Annotated in this window: 13 protein-coding genes; 9 read left to right on the top strand and 4 right to left on the bottom strand. The window is 41.3% G+C overall.

The window, feature by feature from the left end; translation table 11 throughout:
- Positions 1–119 precede the first annotated feature (119 nt).
- The 3 genes from AC1DYB_RS03650 to AC1DYB_RS03640 are packed head-to-tail and all read left to right on the top strand — an operon-like array spanning position 120 to position 3,512.
- Positions 120–800 carry a vWA domain-containing protein gene (locus tag AC1DYB_RS03650; RefSeq protein ID WP_477432507.1) on the top strand — a complete coding sequence of 227 codons (681 nt, stop codon included), beginning with the start codon at positions 120–122 and terminating at the stop codon, positions 798–800.
- Positions 797–1,579, top strand: coding sequence for a PP2C family serine/threonine-protein phosphatase (locus AC1DYB_RS03645; protein WP_477432505.1), 783 nt, complete (start codon positions 797–799; stop codon positions 1,577–1,579). The genes AC1DYB_RS03650 and AC1DYB_RS03645 overlap by 4 nt, the downstream gene beginning before the upstream one ends.
- Positions 1,560–3,512: a protein kinase domain-containing protein gene (locus AC1DYB_RS03640; RefSeq protein WP_477432503.1), complete on the top strand. Its 1,953-nt coding sequence runs from the start codon at positions 1,560–1,562 to the stop codon at positions 3,510–3,512. The genes AC1DYB_RS03645 and AC1DYB_RS03640 overlap by 20 nt, the downstream gene beginning before the upstream one ends.
- Before the next feature lie 6 nt (positions 3,513–3,518).
- On the opposite strand, the gene AC1DYB_RS03635 is transcribed toward AC1DYB_RS03640, so the two are convergent.
- Positions 3,519–4,580 (bottom strand): acyltransferase, encoded by a 1,062-nt coding sequence (locus AC1DYB_RS03635; RefSeq protein WP_477432501.1) that lies wholly within the window; start codon positions 4,578–4,580, stop codon positions 3,519–3,521.
- 140 nt (positions 4,581–4,720) lie between these two features.
- On the opposite strand from AC1DYB_RS03635, the gene AC1DYB_RS03630 reads away from it, so the two are divergent.
- A complete protein-coding gene (locus tag AC1DYB_RS03630) occupies positions 4,721–5,065 on the top strand; it encodes a hypothetical protein (RefSeq protein WP_477432499.1) in 345 nt (114 codons plus the stop codon).
- Positions 5,066–5,136: 71 nt separating this feature from the next.
- Entirely contained in the window at positions 5,137–5,598 is a 462-nt protein-coding gene (locus AC1DYB_RS03625; protein WP_477432497.1) for a hypothetical protein, read from the top strand.
- Positions 5,599–5,722: 124 nt separating this feature from the next.
- Here AC1DYB_RS03625 and AC1DYB_RS03620 read toward each other — a convergent pair whose 3' ends face one another.
- The 3 genes from AC1DYB_RS03620 to AC1DYB_RS03610 all read right to left on the bottom strand — a co-directional run bounded on the left by AC1DYB_RS03620 (position 5,723) and on the right by AC1DYB_RS03610 (position 11,897).
- Positions 5,723–7,231, bottom strand: coding sequence for a RagB/SusD family nutrient uptake outer membrane protein (locus AC1DYB_RS03620; RefSeq protein WP_295711772.1), 1,509 nt, complete (start codon positions 7,229–7,231; stop codon positions 5,723–5,725).
- Between the two features lie 85 nt (positions 7,232–7,316).
- Positions 7,317–10,391 (bottom strand): SusC/RagA family TonB-linked outer membrane protein, encoded by a 3,075-nt coding sequence (locus AC1DYB_RS03615; RefSeq protein ID WP_295711770.1) that lies wholly within the window; start codon positions 10,389–10,391, stop codon positions 7,317–7,319.
- Positions 10,392–10,598: 207 nt separating this feature from the next.
- Positions 10,599–11,897 carry an MGH1-like glycoside hydrolase domain-containing protein gene (locus tag AC1DYB_RS03610; RefSeq protein ID WP_477432494.1) on the bottom strand — a complete coding sequence of 433 codons (1,299 nt, stop codon included), beginning with the start codon at positions 11,895–11,897 and terminating at the stop codon, positions 10,599–10,601.
- A 300-nt stretch (positions 11,898–12,197) separates the two neighbouring features.
- Between AC1DYB_RS03610 and AC1DYB_RS03605 the strand changes: the two genes are divergently transcribed.
- The 4 genes from AC1DYB_RS03605 to AC1DYB_RS03590 all read left to right on the top strand — a co-directional run bounded on the left by AC1DYB_RS03605 (position 12,198) and on the right by AC1DYB_RS03590 (position 18,748).
- Positions 12,198–12,932 carry a GntR family transcriptional regulator gene (locus tag AC1DYB_RS03605; protein ID WP_477391621.1) on the top strand — a complete coding sequence of 245 codons (735 nt, stop codon included), beginning with the start codon at positions 12,198–12,200 and terminating at the stop codon, positions 12,930–12,932.
- Between the two features lie 81 nt (positions 12,933–13,013).
- Positions 13,014–14,825 carry a class I mannose-6-phosphate isomerase gene (locus AC1DYB_RS03600; RefSeq protein WP_477432492.1) on the top strand — a complete coding sequence of 604 codons (1,812 nt, stop codon included), beginning with the start codon at positions 13,014–13,016 and terminating at the stop codon, positions 14,823–14,825.
- Between the two features lie 125 nt (positions 14,826–14,950).
- A complete protein-coding gene (locus tag AC1DYB_RS03595) occupies positions 14,951–16,360 on the top strand; it encodes a sugar porter family MFS transporter (protein WP_477432490.1) in 1,410 nt (469 codons plus the stop codon).
- Between the two features lie 75 nt (positions 16,361–16,435).
- Positions 16,436–18,748, top strand: a complete 2,313-nt coding sequence (locus AC1DYB_RS03590) for a glycoside hydrolase family 3 N-terminal domain-containing protein (protein WP_477432488.1) — start codon at positions 16,436–16,438, stop codon at positions 18,746–18,748.
- The last annotated feature ends 48 nt before the right edge of the window (positions 18,749–18,796 follow it).

The following is an 18,796-nucleotide window of genomic DNA, read 5'->3' as shown; positions in this document are numbered from 1 at the left end:
GGTCTCCCCGTCACATTTTCAAATTAAACAAACTTAGCGCCCTGGTCCTAAAACCAAAGCCGATCCGCGCTGCTTTCCAATTTTTCGTAATTTAGCGTTTTATAAAAAACAGAATATATATGAGTATGGATGAATATGTTTCGTTTGAACAGATCCCTTTTGGTTCGGATGATTTCGCCAACAACCCCGAATCGAGGTGCCCTTGCCTTTTGCTGTTGGATACCTCTGGTTCTATGGGTGGGATGCCCATACAGCAGCTTAACGAAGGTGTATTAACTCTGAAAAACGAATTGATACAGGACTCTTTGGCATCTAAAAGAGTGGAGGTGGCTATTGTTACCTTCGGGCCGGTTAACCTGCAGTCTGACTTTACTACCGTTGATAACTTTTTTCCCCAGACCTTAACTGCCGAGGGTGATACCCCTATTGGTGCAGCCATTACTATGGGTATTGATATGATAGCCAAACGTAAACAAGTGTATAAAGAAAACGGCGTGGGCTACTATAAACCCTGGATTATCCTGATCACAGATGGTGCTCCCACTGATAACTGGTCGCATGCAGCACAGCTGATCAAAGAGGGGGAAGAAAAGAACGCTTTTGCCTTTTTCGCTATTGGTGTAGAGGGCGCAAGCATGGATACCTTAACCAAACTATCGGTTCGCAGCCCCATCAAATTAAAGGGACTGATGTTTAGGGAGTTTTTCCTGTGGTTATCCTCATCAATGAAAATGGTATCCAGTAAAAATCCGGGGACTCCAACCAAATTACTGCCACCATCGGGCTGGGGAGAAGTATGATCTGGAAGGTAATTGCACAAAGCGTTATCGGTACATCACACATCGCGGCAGGAAAAACCTGCGAGGATGCGGTACATTTTTGTTTGGCAGAATTGCCGCAAGGTGGTGAAGCCCTGATTTGTTTTGTAAGCGACGGAGCGGGTAGCGCCACCTATGCCGCTGAAGCATCTGCTGCGGCGGTACAACAGGGTACAGATATTATGCACGACTGGATCCTGGCTGAAAAAGAAATTGATGACGCCGCTTTAATAGAACTGGCCGAAATAATATATGACGGCCTGGATGCACTGGCAGCAGAAAGGGAAGTGATGCTGAATGAGTTTTCATGCACCCTCCTGGGTTTTGTGATATTGCCCGAAAAGGCTTGCTTTATGCAGATAGGCGACGGAGCTATAGTACGCGATGATGGCAGCGGTTATTTTACGCACCTGTGGTGGCCGCATAATGGCGAATACCAGAACACCACTACGTTTTTGATAGATGATCCCAATCTGCGGAATCTGAAAACCAAAGTAATACATGAAAGCATTGCCGAAGTAGCCATTTTTACTGATGGACTGCAAATGCTGGCCCTGAACAATGAAACCGAAACGGTTCATCAGCCCTTTTTGAATGATTTGTTTAAAGTACTGCGAATGGTTGAAAATCCGGAGCACATAGAGATCCTGAACAACAAATTAGCTGGCTACTTAGCTGGCGATACCATTAACAGCCGCACCGATGACGATAAAACGTTGCTGCTGGCTACCCGATTAACTCATGGCAAACCAGGCATATAAGGGAGCGAAAGACACCCCTTACCTGGCAGGCCGCCAGATTGGCGAAGGTGGCGAAGGAACGATACACGAGGTACAGGGCAACCCGGCACTGGTGCTTAAAGTGTACAAAGAAGCTGTTGATCGTGATAAAGCAGAAAAGCTGCTGCACATGACCTCCATTACCGACCCCGAACTGGCCAAATTTGCGGCCTGGCCCGTGGATGTGATCCGTGATGGTACGGGCAGGGTATCGGGCTTTGCGATGAAAAAACTACTTGGCTTTGTGCCTCTGCACATGCTATTTAGCCCTATGGATCGTAAAAAGCTGTTCCCTGATAAAGGTTACAACTTTTTGGTACATGTGGCCCGTAACCTGGCAACGGCTTTCCATAAAATACACCAACTGGGTATAGTGGTTGGCGATATTAACGAGGCTAATATATTGGTGAACGGAACCGGTATGGTGGCACTGATAGATTGCGATTCGTTCCAGGTAAAAAACGGTAAGCGTTACCATTTTTGTGAGGTGGGTATTCCCCGGTATACTCCACCGGAGTTATTGCAGATGGGGTCTTTTGAAAACGTTGTGCGTACAATAAATACTGATAGCTTTTCACTTGCCACCCTCATTTTCCAGTTGTTATTTATGGGGAGAGCTCCCTTTACAGGGGTTAACCGCAGTAAAGAGGATTTTGACGAAGACAAAGCAATTAAATTAAAAGAGTTTGCATACTCTTTGCAACGGCCCAATAAAAAACTTACACCGGCACCCAACAGCCTAAATCTAAAGGATTTTACACCGGGTCTCATCAGTTCTTTTCATGCTGCGTTTGATGGCAGCACACCAAGGCCCACGCCCAGGCAATGGGTGCTCGATCTGGAAGAGCTAAATAAGGAGATGGTGAATTGCAACCGCTCCCGGCTGCATTATTATTCAAAGAGAATGCAGCAATGCCCCTGGTGTGCTTTCAGAGACAGAGCTGGTATAGTTTACTTTATGGAGGATGCCCATCTGAAAAACATCCCCGAGCTACAGGATATTGAACAGTTTGTAAATGGTTTTAAGCTGGAGAACCTGGAAATAAGAAAACTGGCAGATACCTACACCTCCGGTACTATAAAGGCAAGGCCAGTTGAACAGAAATTTAAAACACTTTTTTACATCAACATCACCGTACAGATCATTGCCTTATTAATTACCTTAAGTGTAAGCATGACGGAAAGCTGGTGGTTTGCTTTTGCAGGCGCATTGTTCCTTTTGCTGTATAACACGCTGGCACCCGCCCAAAAACAACTTAAGGCTGAACTTAAAAGCAGGAAAGCCGATCATGAAGTTTTACAAAACAGGTTCCAGGCGCTGGTAAAAAAACACAACCAGCCAACCGAACTGAACCGCTATAACCAATCGGCAAAAAAACTTACTGACCTGATCACTGCCTTCCGATCATTACCCGCAGATTTCGCCAGTAAAAAAAGACTGATCGAGGAAAAATACTACAACATTAAATACCAGGTTCACCTTCTGCAATTTGATATCCGTAACTACCCTATCCCCTCCTTTGGCGCCGCGAAAAAGCAATTGATCTATACCAATGGTATCCACACAGCGGCAGATATGTACAAACTGAAAACCCATAAGATAAGTGGCATAGGCCCAAAAAACATCCAGGTGCTGTTGGATTGGCAAAGGCAAATGGGATCTGGTTTTACCTATACACCAGATACGGAGGCCATTGACCGCGAGATCAATTTCATTGCCAACGAGATCTACATCAAAAAACGCAAACTGGAAAATGATATCAAAGCTGAGTACAAAGGTTTGTCTACACTAAGAGCAGGCATCATAACTGCCACCGAGCTATTGGAGCGCCAATATGTGCAGCTTGGAACAAAGCTATACCAATCCAGGGTTGACGTTGAAGCTTTTGAGAAGATTGCCGGTAAGTGGTTTTAATGGCTATCACCCGGTAACATGCTTAACCAAAGGCAATTTACTCATGGCATAAATTAATAACCATGACAGCAAAAAGCACAGCAACGCTATAAGTGGAATGCTTAGTATAGGTGTAAAAAGCGTATAATTAATTCCAGCCAAATCGAGCAGAGTTAATATTAAAGCATGGCTAAGGTAAATGCCCAGTGTATATTTCCCGGCATTATCAAAAACGCGCCTTATGGCAGGGTTTAATTTTACCATGGTATATTTCGCTATTAAAAACGCGCTTGCCGAAAGCACCACTATAAATGGTCCTATGGGTTCATAAAAAAATGTGCTTAATGCATGATCCTTTATTTCCAGGTAATAAGTCCCCCAGGTAATTAAAGCAACAAGACCAATAAATACTAAAGCTGCAATAGCAGGCAACGCACGCAATTTAAAGCGTTTGTAGGTTAAGTAATGCCCTAAGACCAGGTAACCAATATACCCGGTAAAATTATGAAGATCAACAGCGGTGTTGAAAATGCCCAAATAGGGTGTGCTTAACAGCATAGCCAAAAACCAGATGGCAAGGAAATATAATAGCTCGTTTTCGGTAGCATTACGCACAAATTTACTCAAAACCGGGATAAACAGGTATAAACCGATCAACAGGTATACATACCACAGGTGATAAAAACTACCGGTTTGCAGCTGATGTAATACCAATTTAAGATCGGCCCAAACATCGCTGGTAAAAGCAATCTCTTCGTTGTATAACTGGTAGCCTATGTACACCAGGCTCCAGAAGATAAAGGGGAGGATCAGTCGACCGATGCGTTTTTTTAAAAAATCGCCCAACTCATATTCACGATGAAGCAATAATGCACCCGTTATCATCACAAAAACGGGCACAGCAAAACGCACCAATGCGTTATAGATATCGCCAAAAAGCCAATCGTGTAAAGGCGTGCCTTTATAGGCAAAAAGTAACGGCGAGGCTGTATGTAGCACAATAACAGCAAACATGGCTATCAGCCTTAAATTATTTATCCAGTTAATATTTTGTTCTTTATGCTGCAAAACGGCCTCGCTAAATTTCATCGGATAAACATATACAATATTTTGGTTCGGTTATGTTTCATTTTTATTTTGACATTCCGTTTTACCATAAAATACAATTCCCCTTCTTATAAGCGAAACCCTAATCCCCTCTCCCATTTTAAAAATCCTATCTTTGTAAAATGCTGTCAAAATTCGTCAGATCTGTAGTGGTAATTACCCTGTTCTTCGCTTTGCAAATAAGCGGCGCTGCAAGGGTATATGCTGTTACGGGTAAATCGAAGGCCGCAAAAACTCCCGAAAGCGGAATTAAGCAAAGCACACATCGTGATCAGCTGATTGCCGAAACTGGAGATACTATCCATTTGCCGGTATTGCAGTTGACTGTGCAGCAGGCAGCTTTTTTAACCACGGGTAATCTTGTTGAACCTAAAGATGGCATTGGCCTTTATTTAGGTGCGCCATTAAGTGTTCCCGGGGCCCGGTTTTACCGGCTCATCCTCTTCCCTTTTCATGGTTTCTGGTAAATCCAACTGATTCTATTTTAATTTCTCCGCTTTTTAACAAAGCGTATTTAATCATTTTTTTAATTATCAGCATGAACCATATAACGGAAAATGCCCTGGTTGCGGGCATCCTATTATCTATATTTATCATACCGGTGGTGATCATCACCCGGCGATCTAAACAAAAAAGAATTGCAAGCTTAAATAAGCACCTGCAAAGCATTATAAATGAACAACAGCTTAGCCTAACCCGCTCTGAACTTATTGGTAATAAGATCATCGGCTGGGCACAGGCCGGTAAAACACTATTGTTTGGGGCAAGCGATGGAATGATGATCAACGATTTGAGTACTGCTAACCGCTGCTACGTGCTGAAAAGCATGAACGGCAAAGCAGTAAAATCCATCATCCTGCAAATAGCAGATCCTACAAACAGGTTGGTTTGCAGCATACCGTTTTACCAACAATTTATGGATAATGAACAAAAGCTAAAACAGCTGGAGGCTCAGGCAAAAGATTGGGAACAGCTGTTAAACAGTCATTTTCATAAGTAGTTTATTAATGAAGCTGCACATAAATCATGATGCAGCTTCTTTTTATTCAAAAAAAGGAGGCTATCATTTCGACAGCCTCCTTTTTTTGTTACCTAATTATTTTATTAGTTTAACTAACCGATATTTAAAACCCGGTATTGTTAGGCAATAATTTAGGGTTTACATCTGTTTCTTGTTTTGGTAAAGGGAACAATAACTGCTTTTCGGCAAAAGTGGCGCCAAAAACAGTTTTATGCCCAACAAAATTATCCCAGTTGCCCGTAACGTCATTGTGCACTTTGCGGGTCCTGATCATATCAAACCACATTTTATTTTCAAAGCAAAGTTCATAATAGCGTTGTAGCCAAACTTCCTGCTCAAATGCGGCTTGTGATAATGCAACAATTGGCACCAGGTTTGCTCTTGCCCGAATATTATTAACCATTTGAATAGCAGTAGCATTAGGGCCGTTCTCTGCCTCATTTGATGCTTCTGCATACATCAATTCCACATCGGCCAGGCGGTACAGTGTATAGTTCAAATCAGATTTTACTGTACTTGTTGCAGCGGTTACATCAAACCATTTATAAATGTAGTGCCCTTTAAAATTAACGGTAACACCTGTTTTAATGTTAGGATAATTGGTATAAAAGAATTGTTTTTCCTGTACCCTTTTATCGCCAGCAGGGAACGAATTAATAAACTGCTCAGTTGGATATACTGATCCGTATTCGTCGGAGTATTTTGAGATACCCGAGAAGTTTGGAATAGTAAGCGGAGTTAGCGGATTTGTTGAAGGTACCGACGCAGCATATTGTACCTGGAAAATAAACTCTCCGGTATTTTTGTTGCCTGGTTTTATCATATCGGTATACTCAGGAAACAAGGTGTATCCACCATTCTGGATCACATCAAGCGACCGTTTTGCCGATTCAGCATAATATTGCTTACCACCGTTTATGGCAGCGCCAGCATAGGTAAGATATACATCGGCAAGTAAAGCCTTAACAGCCCCCATAGACACTTTACCTGTATTATCTTTCCACGGCAGGGTTGATTTTTCTGCTAACAGTAAATCCGGGATAATTACTTTATCATAAATATCTTTTGCAGCTGTACGTGGTATATTAAGATTCAGATCCTTAGGCGTTTCTGTAACCATGGGTACAGCACCATACATCCTTACCAGTTGAAAATAGTACAGAGCCCTTAATGTATGTACTTCGGCAAGCATATTTGTTTTAGCTTCATCAGTTAAACCAGCTGCGTTAATAGCAGGTATTTTGGAGATAGCAAGATTGGTAGCGCCAATACCCAGGTACATTTGCTGCCACCAGGTATCAAAGTAAAATGACGTAGGACTGTATGACAAATTTTGATAATTAATAAATCCGGTTTGTCCCAGGTCGCTATTTGATTTACCGGTCATAAATTCCATTAAATTCCAGGTGTTACCACCATATGAGCCGGATTGACCTGCCAGGAAACCCTGCAAATTCTGATAACCTGAATTTGCGAATGCCCGGGCTACTTTAACGCTTGAAACATTAGATTCGGGCGTTAAAAAGCTGGTGGGTTTTTCTTCTAAAAACTTCTTGCAGGAGCATGATAATAGTATTGTGGCTGCAAGTAATATATTTCTTGTTGTTTTCATTTGAATATCATTTAAAGTAAAACTTATAAATCGTTCCTTTTTTGCGTTATGCTATTTTATCTAATCTTTTATCTTACGCAATTACTTAAAAGGTTACTTGTAAACCCAGGTTCCAAACACGCGGACGTGGGTTTGAGAAGAAATCTAAATTTTGTGAGAACGAACCGTTTGATCCGTAACCTGAGTTAAATGTATCAACCTCAGGATCGTAACCGGTATACTTGGTGATGATGAACAAATTTTGAACGCTGGTGTAAACCCTAAAACGGTTAATGTGTAATTTTTGGGTTACCGATTGCGGTAAGCTGTAACCCAGGGTAAAGTTTTGGCCACGTATGAATGAACCATCTTCAACCCACCAGGTATCAAAGTGCGAATCCTGCGCAAATTTGTAATTACGCACCTGCGATATGTAAGTATTTTGATGAGAAGGTGTCCAACCGTCAAGCACAGTTGCAAGACTGTTTGATAATGTTTGCCTGTCTTCTGTAGAGTGCTTAAAGTTAGCAGCGGTATTTACACCTTCAACAAAACGGATATCGAAAGAAAAATCAACATTTTTATACCTGAAACTGCTACTGAATGTACCAGTCCATTTTGGATAAGCCTGCCCTATTATACTGTAATAGTTACTGCCATCCGGGTTATAAATATATTTCCTGTCACCTGCTTTTAAGCTATGCTTAGCAGCTTCGGCAACGTCAGCAGGCGAATCGCTGTATGTGCCCAGTCTGGTCATTCCATAAAATGAACCAATTGGCTGGCCTACACGAATCACATAGTTTTGACCAAGGAAGTTAGGGCCAGGGAAAATGTCGGCACCATTATCGTTCAGTTTTAATACCTTGTTTTTGTTGGCATTAAATATAAAATTAGTGCTCCATTCAAAATCAGTTGATTTTATATTTACAGTATTCAGGCTGATCTCGACACCGGCATTTCTTACCGAACCCACGTTTTTGTATACGTTGGCGTTGGTTTCACCAGCCGACCATGGAATAGGCGCCTGCAACAACAGATCCTTAGTTACACGGTTGTAATAATCAAGATTAAGGCTAACACGATCATGAAGCAAGCCTAATTCAACACCGGCATCAAACTGTACAGAACGCTCCCACTTAAGGTTAGGGTTGCCAATGTAGCTTGGTAAAAGTGTTGATTGAGTAGCTCCGCTCAAAACTGTTGTACTTGGCTGTATTTGTGCCAATGAACGGTAATTACCTATCTCCTGGTTACCTGATACACCATAGCTGGCCCTTAACTTAAGGTTTGATATGGTTTGATTGTTTTTAAGGAAATCTTCCTGAGATACACGCCAAGCTGCGCCTACTGATGGGAAGAATGCGTATTTATTGTTCTTACCAAACCTTGATGATCCATCATAACGGCCGGTAGCTGTAAACAGGTATTTATCATCAATATTATAAGTTAAACGGGCGTAATATGAACTCAAAGAAGATTTTTCGTCCTGAGTTTCGTTGGCGCTTTTAACAGAACCAGCCTGCTCATAATGATATTGGAATATATCATCAATAAAGTTCTGTGTTTCTGAACGTACTCTTTCATATCCTTTTTGTTGAAAAGATACCCCCACCAAAGCAGTTAACCTTTGTCTGTCACTTATTTTTTTGTTCCAGGTTAAATAATTTTCTGTTTGCCAATAATAGTTGGTGTAAGCATTTACGTTGGCTACACCTCCCTGATCCTGTGATAAGTGAGGCAAATCTCCGGCAGAATAAAAATTATTTTTTTGTGAGCTTAAATTATAACCAAAGTCTGTTTTAAAATCCAGTTCCTTTGTTATGTGGAATAAAGAATAAACGTTTCCAAGCATTTGCAGGTTATTGTTCAATGTATAACGCTCATTGGCAACCTGCACAGGGTTTGGAGCTCCTTCAAGACCAGCTATATCATAGTTACCAGCCCAGGTACCGTCTGGATATTTTACCGGTACAATAGGCACTTCCTCAGATACATCGCGGGGAACGTTTAAGCCACCATTTCCGTCGGTAACCAAACGTTGCCTGCTGCTTATCAGGTTAATGCTACCACCCATTTTAAGCCAGTCTTTAACGTCATTATCCATGGTCATTTTTACAGAATATCTTTTAAATGCCGATGTAGGCGCTAATCCATTTTGATTAAAGTAACCGAATGATAAACTGTATACCGATTTTTCGGTTCCGCCCTGGATGCTTAATTGATGACTCTGCGAAAAAGATGGTTTATAGGTTTCCTTTTCCCAGTTAGTATCATAAATAGGATTATTGCTGGCATCAAATAACTTAGGGAAGTTAGCATGATTTAAAGCAGCCGGAGGTGTCCATACGGCCCCTGTAGGATCAAATTTTTGCCCGTTAGCAAATGATTCATTATAAACCTTTACAAATTCGGCAGAGTTAAGTGTGCGCAAATGCCTGTATAATTGGCTTTCATTAAAATTATCATCATAAGTGATGGTTGCAGTACCTGCACGGCCACGCTTGGTAGTAATCATGATAACCCCGTTTGCACCGCGTGATCCATAGATGGCAGTTGAAGAAGCATCCTTCAATACCTCGGCAGAAGCAACGTCAAGTGGATTAATAGTGTTAGGGTCAACACCAACTACACCATCAACCACATATAAGGGATCAAGGTTGGAGTTAATTGATCCAATACCCCTGATACGTACCTTTGCACCTGCACCAGGAGCCGCGCTGTTAACACTTACCTCAACACCGGCAACTTTGCCTTGCAAGGCTTGTGTAAGGTTGGCAACAGGCCTATCGTTTAACTGGTCGCCTTTAATACCGGTAACAGCCCCCGTAAGATCTGATTTTTTTACTGTACCGTAACCTATTACAACCACCTCGTTAAGGGCACTTGCAATTTCTTTTAACTGAACGTTAATAGTGCTTTTACCAATCGCATTTATTTCCTGCGTGGCATAACCGGTATATGAAAATACCAGTATAGGGTTAGCCTCTGTTAATTGTATACTGAAATTTCCTTTCAGATCAGTTTGGGTACCGCCCTGGGTACCTCTTATTTTTATACTTACACCAGGTAAGGCAGAGTTATCTTTGGCATCGGTAACCTTTCCGCTGATTTTAAGCTGCGCCATAACGTGTAGCGATAGCAAAGTGAACAAAATTGAATAGATAATTTTTTTCTTCATAACATTGATTTTAGTTTTTTTAGAGAATTAATTCTTTGGGGATGATCGACATGCATCCTGCATTATCAAGGTGGCTTAGCACCCCGGGTTTTACTGGTATTTGGCCAAAAAAATGACAAAAAAATTCCAGCTACCTTTATGGCATTATTTTTTTTCATGAATTATTGTTTATAGGTTGTTTTTAGTAGTTGTATTTACTTTTATTAACTAATTATTCTTAATGGCCCATTGCTTCAAAACAGTAATGGCATCATACAAAACACCAGCCTCGCCCCTGAAATCGCCAGATCCCTTCGGGGCTCCGGTTTGCACATCATACCATTCAAAAAAACCTTTGTTAGCAAGCGCCCTGTCAAGCATGGGCGATAATTCGGTATATGCGTCGTTAACATAACCATAGTCTATTAAAGCGCCCATCATCCTGCCGCCAAACCAGGTCCAATCGCCACCATTCTGATAATTATAAGGTTGCATATTGGGGTACTGTTTTGCCGGATATGGGGGATAGACCGTGATACCTATAGTGGCATGCTTTTCCTTAGCTGCGGCGGCTACCATTTGCCTGTTTATTTCCTTAACCTCCGCAGCTGTATTAAAACCAGCTAAAATGGCGCACACAGAACCACCTGTATATAATATCTCTTTCTCGTTAAAATCTGGCGAAAAGGGGCTGCCATTTAAATAAATATGAGGGATATACTTTTGGGTTTTAGCATCCCATAGGTATTTACGTACATTTTTGGTAACACCGGCTGCCACTGAAGCCCAGTCCTTTTGCGTTTTATAACTTTTGGGTTTCATGGCCAAAAAATCATGAATGGCCTTTACATACATGGCGTTGTCATAAATATCAATTGCCCACTTGGTTTTATCATTGATAGCTACACCCCAGCCTGTTTCTGATTGCACATCGCCCCAATCTATAGTAGTTGCACCTGTAACAAGACCGTATTTTGCCGACCATCTGTCCTTTTGTATATAACTAAAGGCATCTTCCATACGCCGCAACACGGTTTTATCGCCGATAACTTCGTTTAGGATAGCCTTATCGCCTGTTACATCAATATATTTTTTTACAGCCTGAACTAAAGATGATTCCTGGTCTGTTTCAACCGTATTTTTATGAGCCGCCCATCCACGCAGCAATGGCGAATAGCGGTATTTATAACCAACATTCGCTTTCGCACTATCCACTACTCCATCAACTATATTGCCGTCCTCGCCCTGAATTTTAAAAAACATCAGGAGATTGGTTTTTACTTCTTCTTTTGGATGCACTTTAAGCGACCCTTTAATAAAGGTATTAAAATCACGGATCCACACTTCGTTATAGGAGGTGCCTGCAGAAAAGCCCGAAAGCAATTTTAAAGCCCTGGCCTGGATAGTATCCAGCCGCTGATCGGAAATAATCGATTTAGCTAATACCGGATTGACAGATACCTGTGCACTGGCATTTAAATTGATAAAAATGGATAAAGTAAAAAAAGCAGGTAAAAGTACTTTCATGCAGGAATAAATGTTAACGTTAGGTATTACGATGTAAATTAGGTACTAAGCATCTGATACATAGCATCAGATCTGGTTTATATGTACAAACATAGCAACATAAAAATATAATGCAAATTTTTTGTTACATATTTTTTTAAAAAAAACGGCCTAATTTTAAGCCCCCCGGCTTTTGACATAGAAACCGTATAACGGCATATAAATTATCAGTATATACATATAAACATTATCATGTTTATATATTAATGATTTAATTTGCAGTACATATAGTTTGTAAAAACTAAAAAAATACCGAGATATATGAAACTTTCCATTGATCACAAAAGTGCCGTACCTCTTCATATACAGGCCGAAAACCTGTTAAGGGAACTGATTAAAGATCCTGAATATCAGTCTGGTAAATTATTGCCAAATGAAGTAGACCTCGCAAAAATATTGGCTATATCCAGGACCACCCTGCGCCAGGCCATTAATAAATTGGTTTATGAGGAGTTGCTGATCAGAAAAAAGAGGCTGGGAACAAAGGTAGCTCATCCCAAAATGAGCTCAAAATCAATGAATTGGTTAAGTTTCACTCAAGAAATGCAGGCGCGCGGCATTCCTATTAAAAATTATGAATTACATGTTAGCTGGGTATACCCAGACGAGTTCATCGCTAATTTTTTTGATATAAAAGCCGAGAAAAAGATCATGAAACTGGAGCGGCTGAGAGGCAATGCCGAAGAGGCCTTCGTTTACTTTGTATCTTACTTTCACCCCAGGATAGGGCTAACCGGTGATGAGGATTTTAAAAAGCCATTATATGAAATGCTGGAAGTTGACCACTCGGTAGTAGCCAATCTATCAAAAGAAGAAATTAGTGCCAAAGCAGCCGATAAACTAATTGCAGGCAAGCTGGAAATTGACCCCGGCAGCCCGGTGCTTTTCAGAAAACGTTTTGTTTTTGACCAGGGAGATCGCCCTATGGAGTATAACCTGGGTTACTATAAAGCCGAAAGCTTTATATATACTGTTGAAAGCAGGCGCACCAGCTAATTTCATGTAAAAATATATAAGCGGTGTTTGGAATATAAGGTAAATACAATATGTTTGCACATTATAACATATAACATTTGTATGAGCAAGAATTCTGCTTCCCCAAGCGATTTCAAAATTGACAACCGGGAATTGAGGTCGACTAAACAGTTCCTGATCCCGGCAAAAAAAGAAAGCGCCTTAAGTCACCAATACGATATTTATCCTACTTTTAAAATCGACCAACAAATTTATAACGGTTTTGAAAGCTTGGCGGTATGGATAGCAGCACAAAAAACAAACATCACCATAGATGGCTATTCCGGCGTTTACTGGGACATTTTTTTAGATAGCCTTAATGCGGAATTTATAAAAAAGGGCATTCATGTAAATTGGGTAAACATCAATGAAGCACTTAAGCCCGAAAATGTTATTAACGAAATAATAGCCCCTGCAATGGGTGGAGATGATCCACTCTTCGGCAAGATATATGAAGGTGACATCAGCGATTTTTTCGACGCCGGAAAACTAAACTCATTAAAACCAATTGAAGGCGGCATAAACATAATTTATGGTTGTGGCGCTACACTTGCCGGTTGGGAAACCCCGGTTATATATATTGATGTTCCTAAAAACGAGATTCAATTCAGATCAAGGGCAAACAAGATCACCAATTTGGGCGATAATCAACCTGCCGATCCAAAAGTTCAATACAAACGCTTCTATTTTGTTGAATGGCCCGTATTAAATAAACACAAAAAGCAATTGATCCCCATAATTGATATAATTGTTGACGAACAAAGAATCAACGAGATAACATGGACAACAGGACAAACGCTTAGAGATACCTTAAAAACAATGGCTCAAAATATGTTCAGGGCCAGACCATGGTTTGAGCCCGGCGTATGGGGCGGTGAATGGATAAAACATCACATTAAGGGTTTAAATAATGACGTTGTAAACTATGCATGGTCATTTGAACTGATAGCACCCGAAAATGGTATTATTTTACAAAACGGCAGCGAAATGCTGGAAGTATCTTTAGATACGCTGTTTTTATATAATAACAAAGCTGTTTTAGGTAAAGCCGCCGAAAGATTTGGCGATGCCTTCCCTATCCGTTTTGATTTTCTGGATACCTATAACGGGGGCAATCTTTCTCTTCAATGCCATCCTACTGTTGCCTATACCAAAGCGAATTTTGGCGAAAATTTCACCCAGGATGAAACCTATTATATCCTTGACGCCGAACCAGGTGCCGAGGTATACCTTGGTTTCCAGGAAAATATTAATAAGCAGGAATTTAAAGCTGTTTTAGAGAACAGTTTCAAAAACAATGAGCCTGTTGAAGTTGGAGATTATGTGCAAATATTGCCGGCAAAGAAACATGATTTGTTCCTGATCCCCAATGGCACGGTACATTGCTCTGGTAAAAACAATATGGTGCTTGAAATAAGTGCCACCCCCTATATTTTTACTTTCAAAATGTATGACTGGCTGCGCCCGGATCTGAGCGGAAACCCACGAACATTAAATATAGACCGGGCATTTGAAAACCTGAATTTTGAGCGAAAAGGAAAAGTAGTTACAGATACCTTAATATCCCGGCAAACCATAATTAAACAAGGTGATGATTGGCAAATCATCAATCTAACCACACATCCGGATCACTTTTATGCTGTGGAGCGCATTGAATTTGATACCACTATTGAAGAATTTACACACAACCAATGCCATGTACTTAGCCTGGTTGAAGGCGAAAGCATCACCGTTACCACCAACAATATGGAACAGGTAATAAACTATGCCGAAACATTTATTATCCCTGCCGACGCCATAAGTTATACCATCACCAACAAAGGCAACAGCCGGGCAAAAGTGATAAAGGCATTTGTTAAAGATGAATGCTGCTAATTATTGGCAACTTCATTAAAAGATTAAGCAAACCAATAAGCAATCAACTTTAAACAGTTTTAGCAATTCAAAAAAAAGTTAAAATTGTAAGAATAAAAAATAACCAAGCCACCTAAAACTGTTTTATGAGTCAGGAAAATTTAAAGTCGGTAAATAGCGGATCCACCGTGTTTTTGGTGGCAATTACTTTGGTAGCTACACTGGGTGGTTTACTTTTTGGTTTCGATATGGCGGTGATTTCCGGCGTGCTGCCTTTTGTTAAAAACCAGTTCTCGCTTTCGGCTGCAACAGAAGGCTGGTTTGTATCTTCGGCATTGGTTGGCTGTATCATCGGGGTTTCATTCTCGGGCGATCTGAGCGACCGTTTGGGTCGAAAAAAAATGCTGATGCTCTCTGCCATATTATTCCTGGCATCGGCAGTTGGTTCGGCATTATCATCTGGTTTTACATTACTCATCTTGGCGCGTATGCTTGGGGGGATGGGAGTTGGGGTTGCCTCAATTGTAGCTCCATTATACATCTCAGAAATTGCACCGGCCAATGTAAGGGGGCGCCTGGTTACATTTTACCAGCTGGCTATTACCGCGGGCATATTGGTTGCCTACTTAACCAACGCGGGTTTACTAAGCTTCTCTTTAAATTATAAAGGTACGGGCATGGGTCATATTTTAAACCTCATCCTGGTTAAAGAAGTGTGGCGCAGTATGCTTGGTTTGGGTACTATACCGGCCTTGCTATTTTTCACCGGCTTATGTTTTGTACCTGAAAGCCCGCGCTGGCTAATCCAAAAAGGACAAATTGAAGAAGGTATCTCGATTTTAGCCAGGATCACCAACCTTGCTACTGCCCAAAGCGACGCCCTCATCATAAAAAGCACCATAACACAGGAAAAAGGTTCATACAAAGAGATTTTTGCTCCGGCTATGCGCAAACCTTTGCTTATTGGTTTGTTACTGCCTTTATTCTCTCAATTTAGTGGTATCAACGCGGTTATTTATTACGGTCCGCGCATTTTGAGCGATGCGGGAATAAATATTACAAATGCCTTATTGGGGCAGATCATTTTTGGAATTGCCAACTTCCTGTTCACCCTGATCGCTATATGGAAGGTGGATAAAATGGGGCGCAGGCCTTTGTATATAGTGGGTGCCTTAGGTGCTACTGTTTGTTTGTTTTTTACGGGTGTTTGTTTTTACACAGGTGCTACAAACAATATCGCATTAGTTATCAGTATTATATTGTTCCTTGCTTGTTTCGCCTTTTCCATTGGCCCGCTTAAGTTTGTTATAGCTTCCGAAATCTTCCCCACTAAAATACGCGGCCGGGCACTGGCTTTAAGTATTATGGTGATGTGGATTGCGGATACTATTGTAGGGCAGTTAACGCCGATGTTTTTAGGATCTGTTGGACCGGCTGTTACCTTCTGGTTTTTCTCTGCTTGTTGCCTCCTATCTTTCTGGGTGGTATACAAAATGGTACCCGAAACCAAAGGGAAATCGCTTGAAGAGGTACAGGAGATCTGGGCGGGACACTAATTTAAATGCGGGAGTATAAATTATACGGATTTTAGCTACCTTAATCCTGCACTATAGCTAAAACATTCTACATAAATGATTAACAGAAAAACGCTGACTATCATAGGCATAGCCATATATTTTGCTACCGCCGCAAATGCGCAAGTATACAAAAACCCTAAAGTTCCGGTTCAACAGCGCGTTGCTGATCTTTTAAAAAGGATGACGCTTGAAGAAAAGGTTGGTCAAATGAGCATGTCATCCCTCGGCGAAGCAAAAAATAGCAAAATTGGATACGGCGTTTTAGAAAGCCCGTTTACCAATGTTAAGGACATTGCCCTACAATCGATTGCAGCTAAAAAGTACGCCCGCGAACAAACCAGGCTGGGAATCCCTCCTATCCAGATTGGCGAATGCCTGCACGGCCAGTTGGCTGCCGGCGCAACAACATTTCCGCAAGCTATAGCGCAAGGAAGTACCTGGAACCCGGCTTTGATTGAGCAAATGGGTTCTGCAATTGCTTATGAGGCTTCAACCTCAGGGATTGATGAAGCGTTATCACCATTGTTTGATCTTATCAGGGATGCCCGGTATGGCCGTGTAGAAGAATGCTTTGCAGAAGACCCTTACCTGGTTGGCCAGTTGGGCTCTGCTTTTGTAAAAGGCATGCAGGGCGATCCATTGAAAACCCGTACCAGTTTTGCCTTTGATAAAGTGATGTGTACAGGCAAACACTTTGCCGCTTACAGTAAACCCATAGCAGGCATTAACCTTGCACCTGCCGAAATTGGTGAACGAGAATTACGCTCCATGTTTTTGCCACCTTTTAAAGATGCCGTGCAAGATGCCAATATTGCCGCCATTATGCCATCATACAACGAAATTGATGGTATCCCGGCCCATAGTAACGAGTTTTTGCTGAAACAGGTTTTAAGAGGAGAATGGGGCTTTAAAGGATATGTTTTTTCGGACTATGGAGGCTTGAGTCAATTATACAATTTTCATAAAGTAGCAAAAACGGCTTCGGATGCTGCGCTCTTAGGTATAAAAGCAGGTGTGGATCTGGAAGCTTCACGTCCCGATGTGTATGCCCACTTAATTGAACTGGTAAAAACCGGAAAAGTAAAGGAAAGCCAGGTTGATAGCGCAGTATCAAGAATACTGACAGCCAAATTTAAAGCCGGACTATTTGAAAAACCATTGCCGGATACTTCACTTTTGAACAGCAGGTTGCATACACCCGATCATATCAAACTATCGCAACAAATAGCCGAAGAATCCATCATCCTGTTAAAAAACGAGAAAAGCTTATTGCCTTTGAATATCAGCAAGCTTAAATCAATAGCAGTTATAGGCCCAAATGCCAACAAGGTGCAATATGGCGATTACAGCTTTACCCGTGATAATCTTTCGGGCGTTACGGTGTTGGATGGTATTAAACAATTTGCGGGTAACAACATTAAAGTTAATTATGCACAGGGCTGCGAACTTTCCGGCTTAGATAAAAGCGGTTTTGATGAAGCTGTTAAAACAGCAGCAAACAGCGACGCCGTTGTTGTGGTGTTAGGAACCACCAGCGTGGTATTTTCTGGAATTGGCTGGAATGGACATGCTCCCGGCAATGAACCTAAAGATCCATTTACCTGTGGTGAGGGATATGATGTTACAGATATTAACCCGCAAGGTGTACAACGGGAGTTATTACAGGCAATTTATAAAACCGGCAAACCTGTAATATTAGTAATGGTACATGGCCGCCCATGGAGTATCAGCTGGGAAAAGGAAAACATCCCGGCTATACTGGAAGCGTGGTATCCCGGCGAAAAAGGTGGTACCGCAATAGCCAACATCCTTTTCGGCAAAGTAAATCCTTCCGGAAGGTTAAACATGAGTGTGCCGCAATCTACCGGGCACATCCCGGTATTTTATAATTATGTAAACTCATCAAAAGGAATTAACCGCCAGCATGGTAGTATAGAAAAACCAGGGCAGGATTATGTATACTCATCAACCGATCCTTTGTTCGCTTTTGGTTACGGCTTAAGCTATACATCTTTCCAGTATGATAACCTGAAAGTGTCCAAAACCGTTTTTACTAAAAATGAGCAGGTGACTATTTCTGTCGATATAAAAAATACCGGAAGCATTGCTGGTAAAGAGGTTGTACAGCTTTACTTAGGTAACAAAATAAACTCTGTAAGTACTCCCGAAATGAGCCTGAAACGTTTCAGCAAGATCGCTCTTGAACCGGGCGAAATTAAAACCATCAATTTCACTATCAACAGTAAAGATCTGGCCATCTGGAACAGGCAAATGAAACTGGTTACAGAGCCGGGAACTTTTGATGTAATGATTGCTAAGGCTGCAGATAATGTGGTATTAAAAAAACAACTCGAGTACAAATTGTAATGATGCATCAGGGCCTACATTATAACCTAAAAACACAATCATTTATTT

Source organism: Mucilaginibacter sp. P2_A4 (genome assembly GCF_056405015.1).
Note: the sequence above shows the minus strand (reverse complement) of the source record. Positions and strands in the feature narration are given on the sequence as shown.

Coding starts and splice junctions, on each gene's coding strand:
- AC1DYB_RS03650 (WP_477432507.1), top strand. CDS start 120: ATGAGTATGGATGAATATGTTTCGTTTGAACAGATCCCTTTTGGTTCG.
- AC1DYB_RS03645 (WP_477432505.1), top strand. CDS start 797: ATGATCTGGAAGGTAATTGCACAAAGCGTTATCGGTACATCACACATC.
- AC1DYB_RS03640 (WP_477432503.1), top strand. CDS start 1,560: ATGGCAAACCAGGCATATAAGGGAGCGAAAGACACCCCTTACCTGGCA.
- AC1DYB_RS03635 (WP_477432501.1), bottom strand. CDS start 4,580: ATGAAATTTAGCGAGGCCGTTTTGCAGCATAAAGAACAAAATATTAAC.
- AC1DYB_RS03630 (WP_477432499.1), top strand. CDS start 4,721: ATGCTGTCAAAATTCGTCAGATCTGTAGTGGTAATTACCCTGTTCTTC.
- AC1DYB_RS03625 (WP_477432497.1), top strand. CDS start 5,137: ATGAACCATATAACGGAAAATGCCCTGGTTGCGGGCATCCTATTATCT.
- AC1DYB_RS03620 (WP_295711772.1), bottom strand. CDS start 7,231: ATGAAAACAACAAGAAATATATTACTTGCAGCCACAATACTATTATCA.
- AC1DYB_RS03615 (WP_295711770.1), bottom strand. CDS start 10,391: ATGAAGAAAAAAATTATCTATTCAATTTTGTTCACTTTGCTATCGCTA.
- AC1DYB_RS03610 (WP_477432494.1), bottom strand. CDS start 11,897: ATGAAAGTACTTTTACCTGCTTTTTTTACTTTATCCATTTTTATCAAT.
- AC1DYB_RS03605 (WP_477391621.1), top strand. CDS start 12,198: ATGAAACTTTCCATTGATCACAAAAGTGCCGTACCTCTTCATATACAG.
- AC1DYB_RS03600 (WP_477432492.1), top strand. CDS start 13,014: ATGAGCAAGAATTCTGCTTCCCCAAGCGATTTCAAAATTGACAACCGG.
- AC1DYB_RS03595 (WP_477432490.1), top strand. CDS start 14,951: ATGAGTCAGGAAAATTTAAAGTCGGTAAATAGCGGATCCACCGTGTTT.
- AC1DYB_RS03590 (WP_477432488.1), top strand. CDS start 16,436: ATGATTAACAGAAAAACGCTGACTATCATAGGCATAGCCATATATTTT.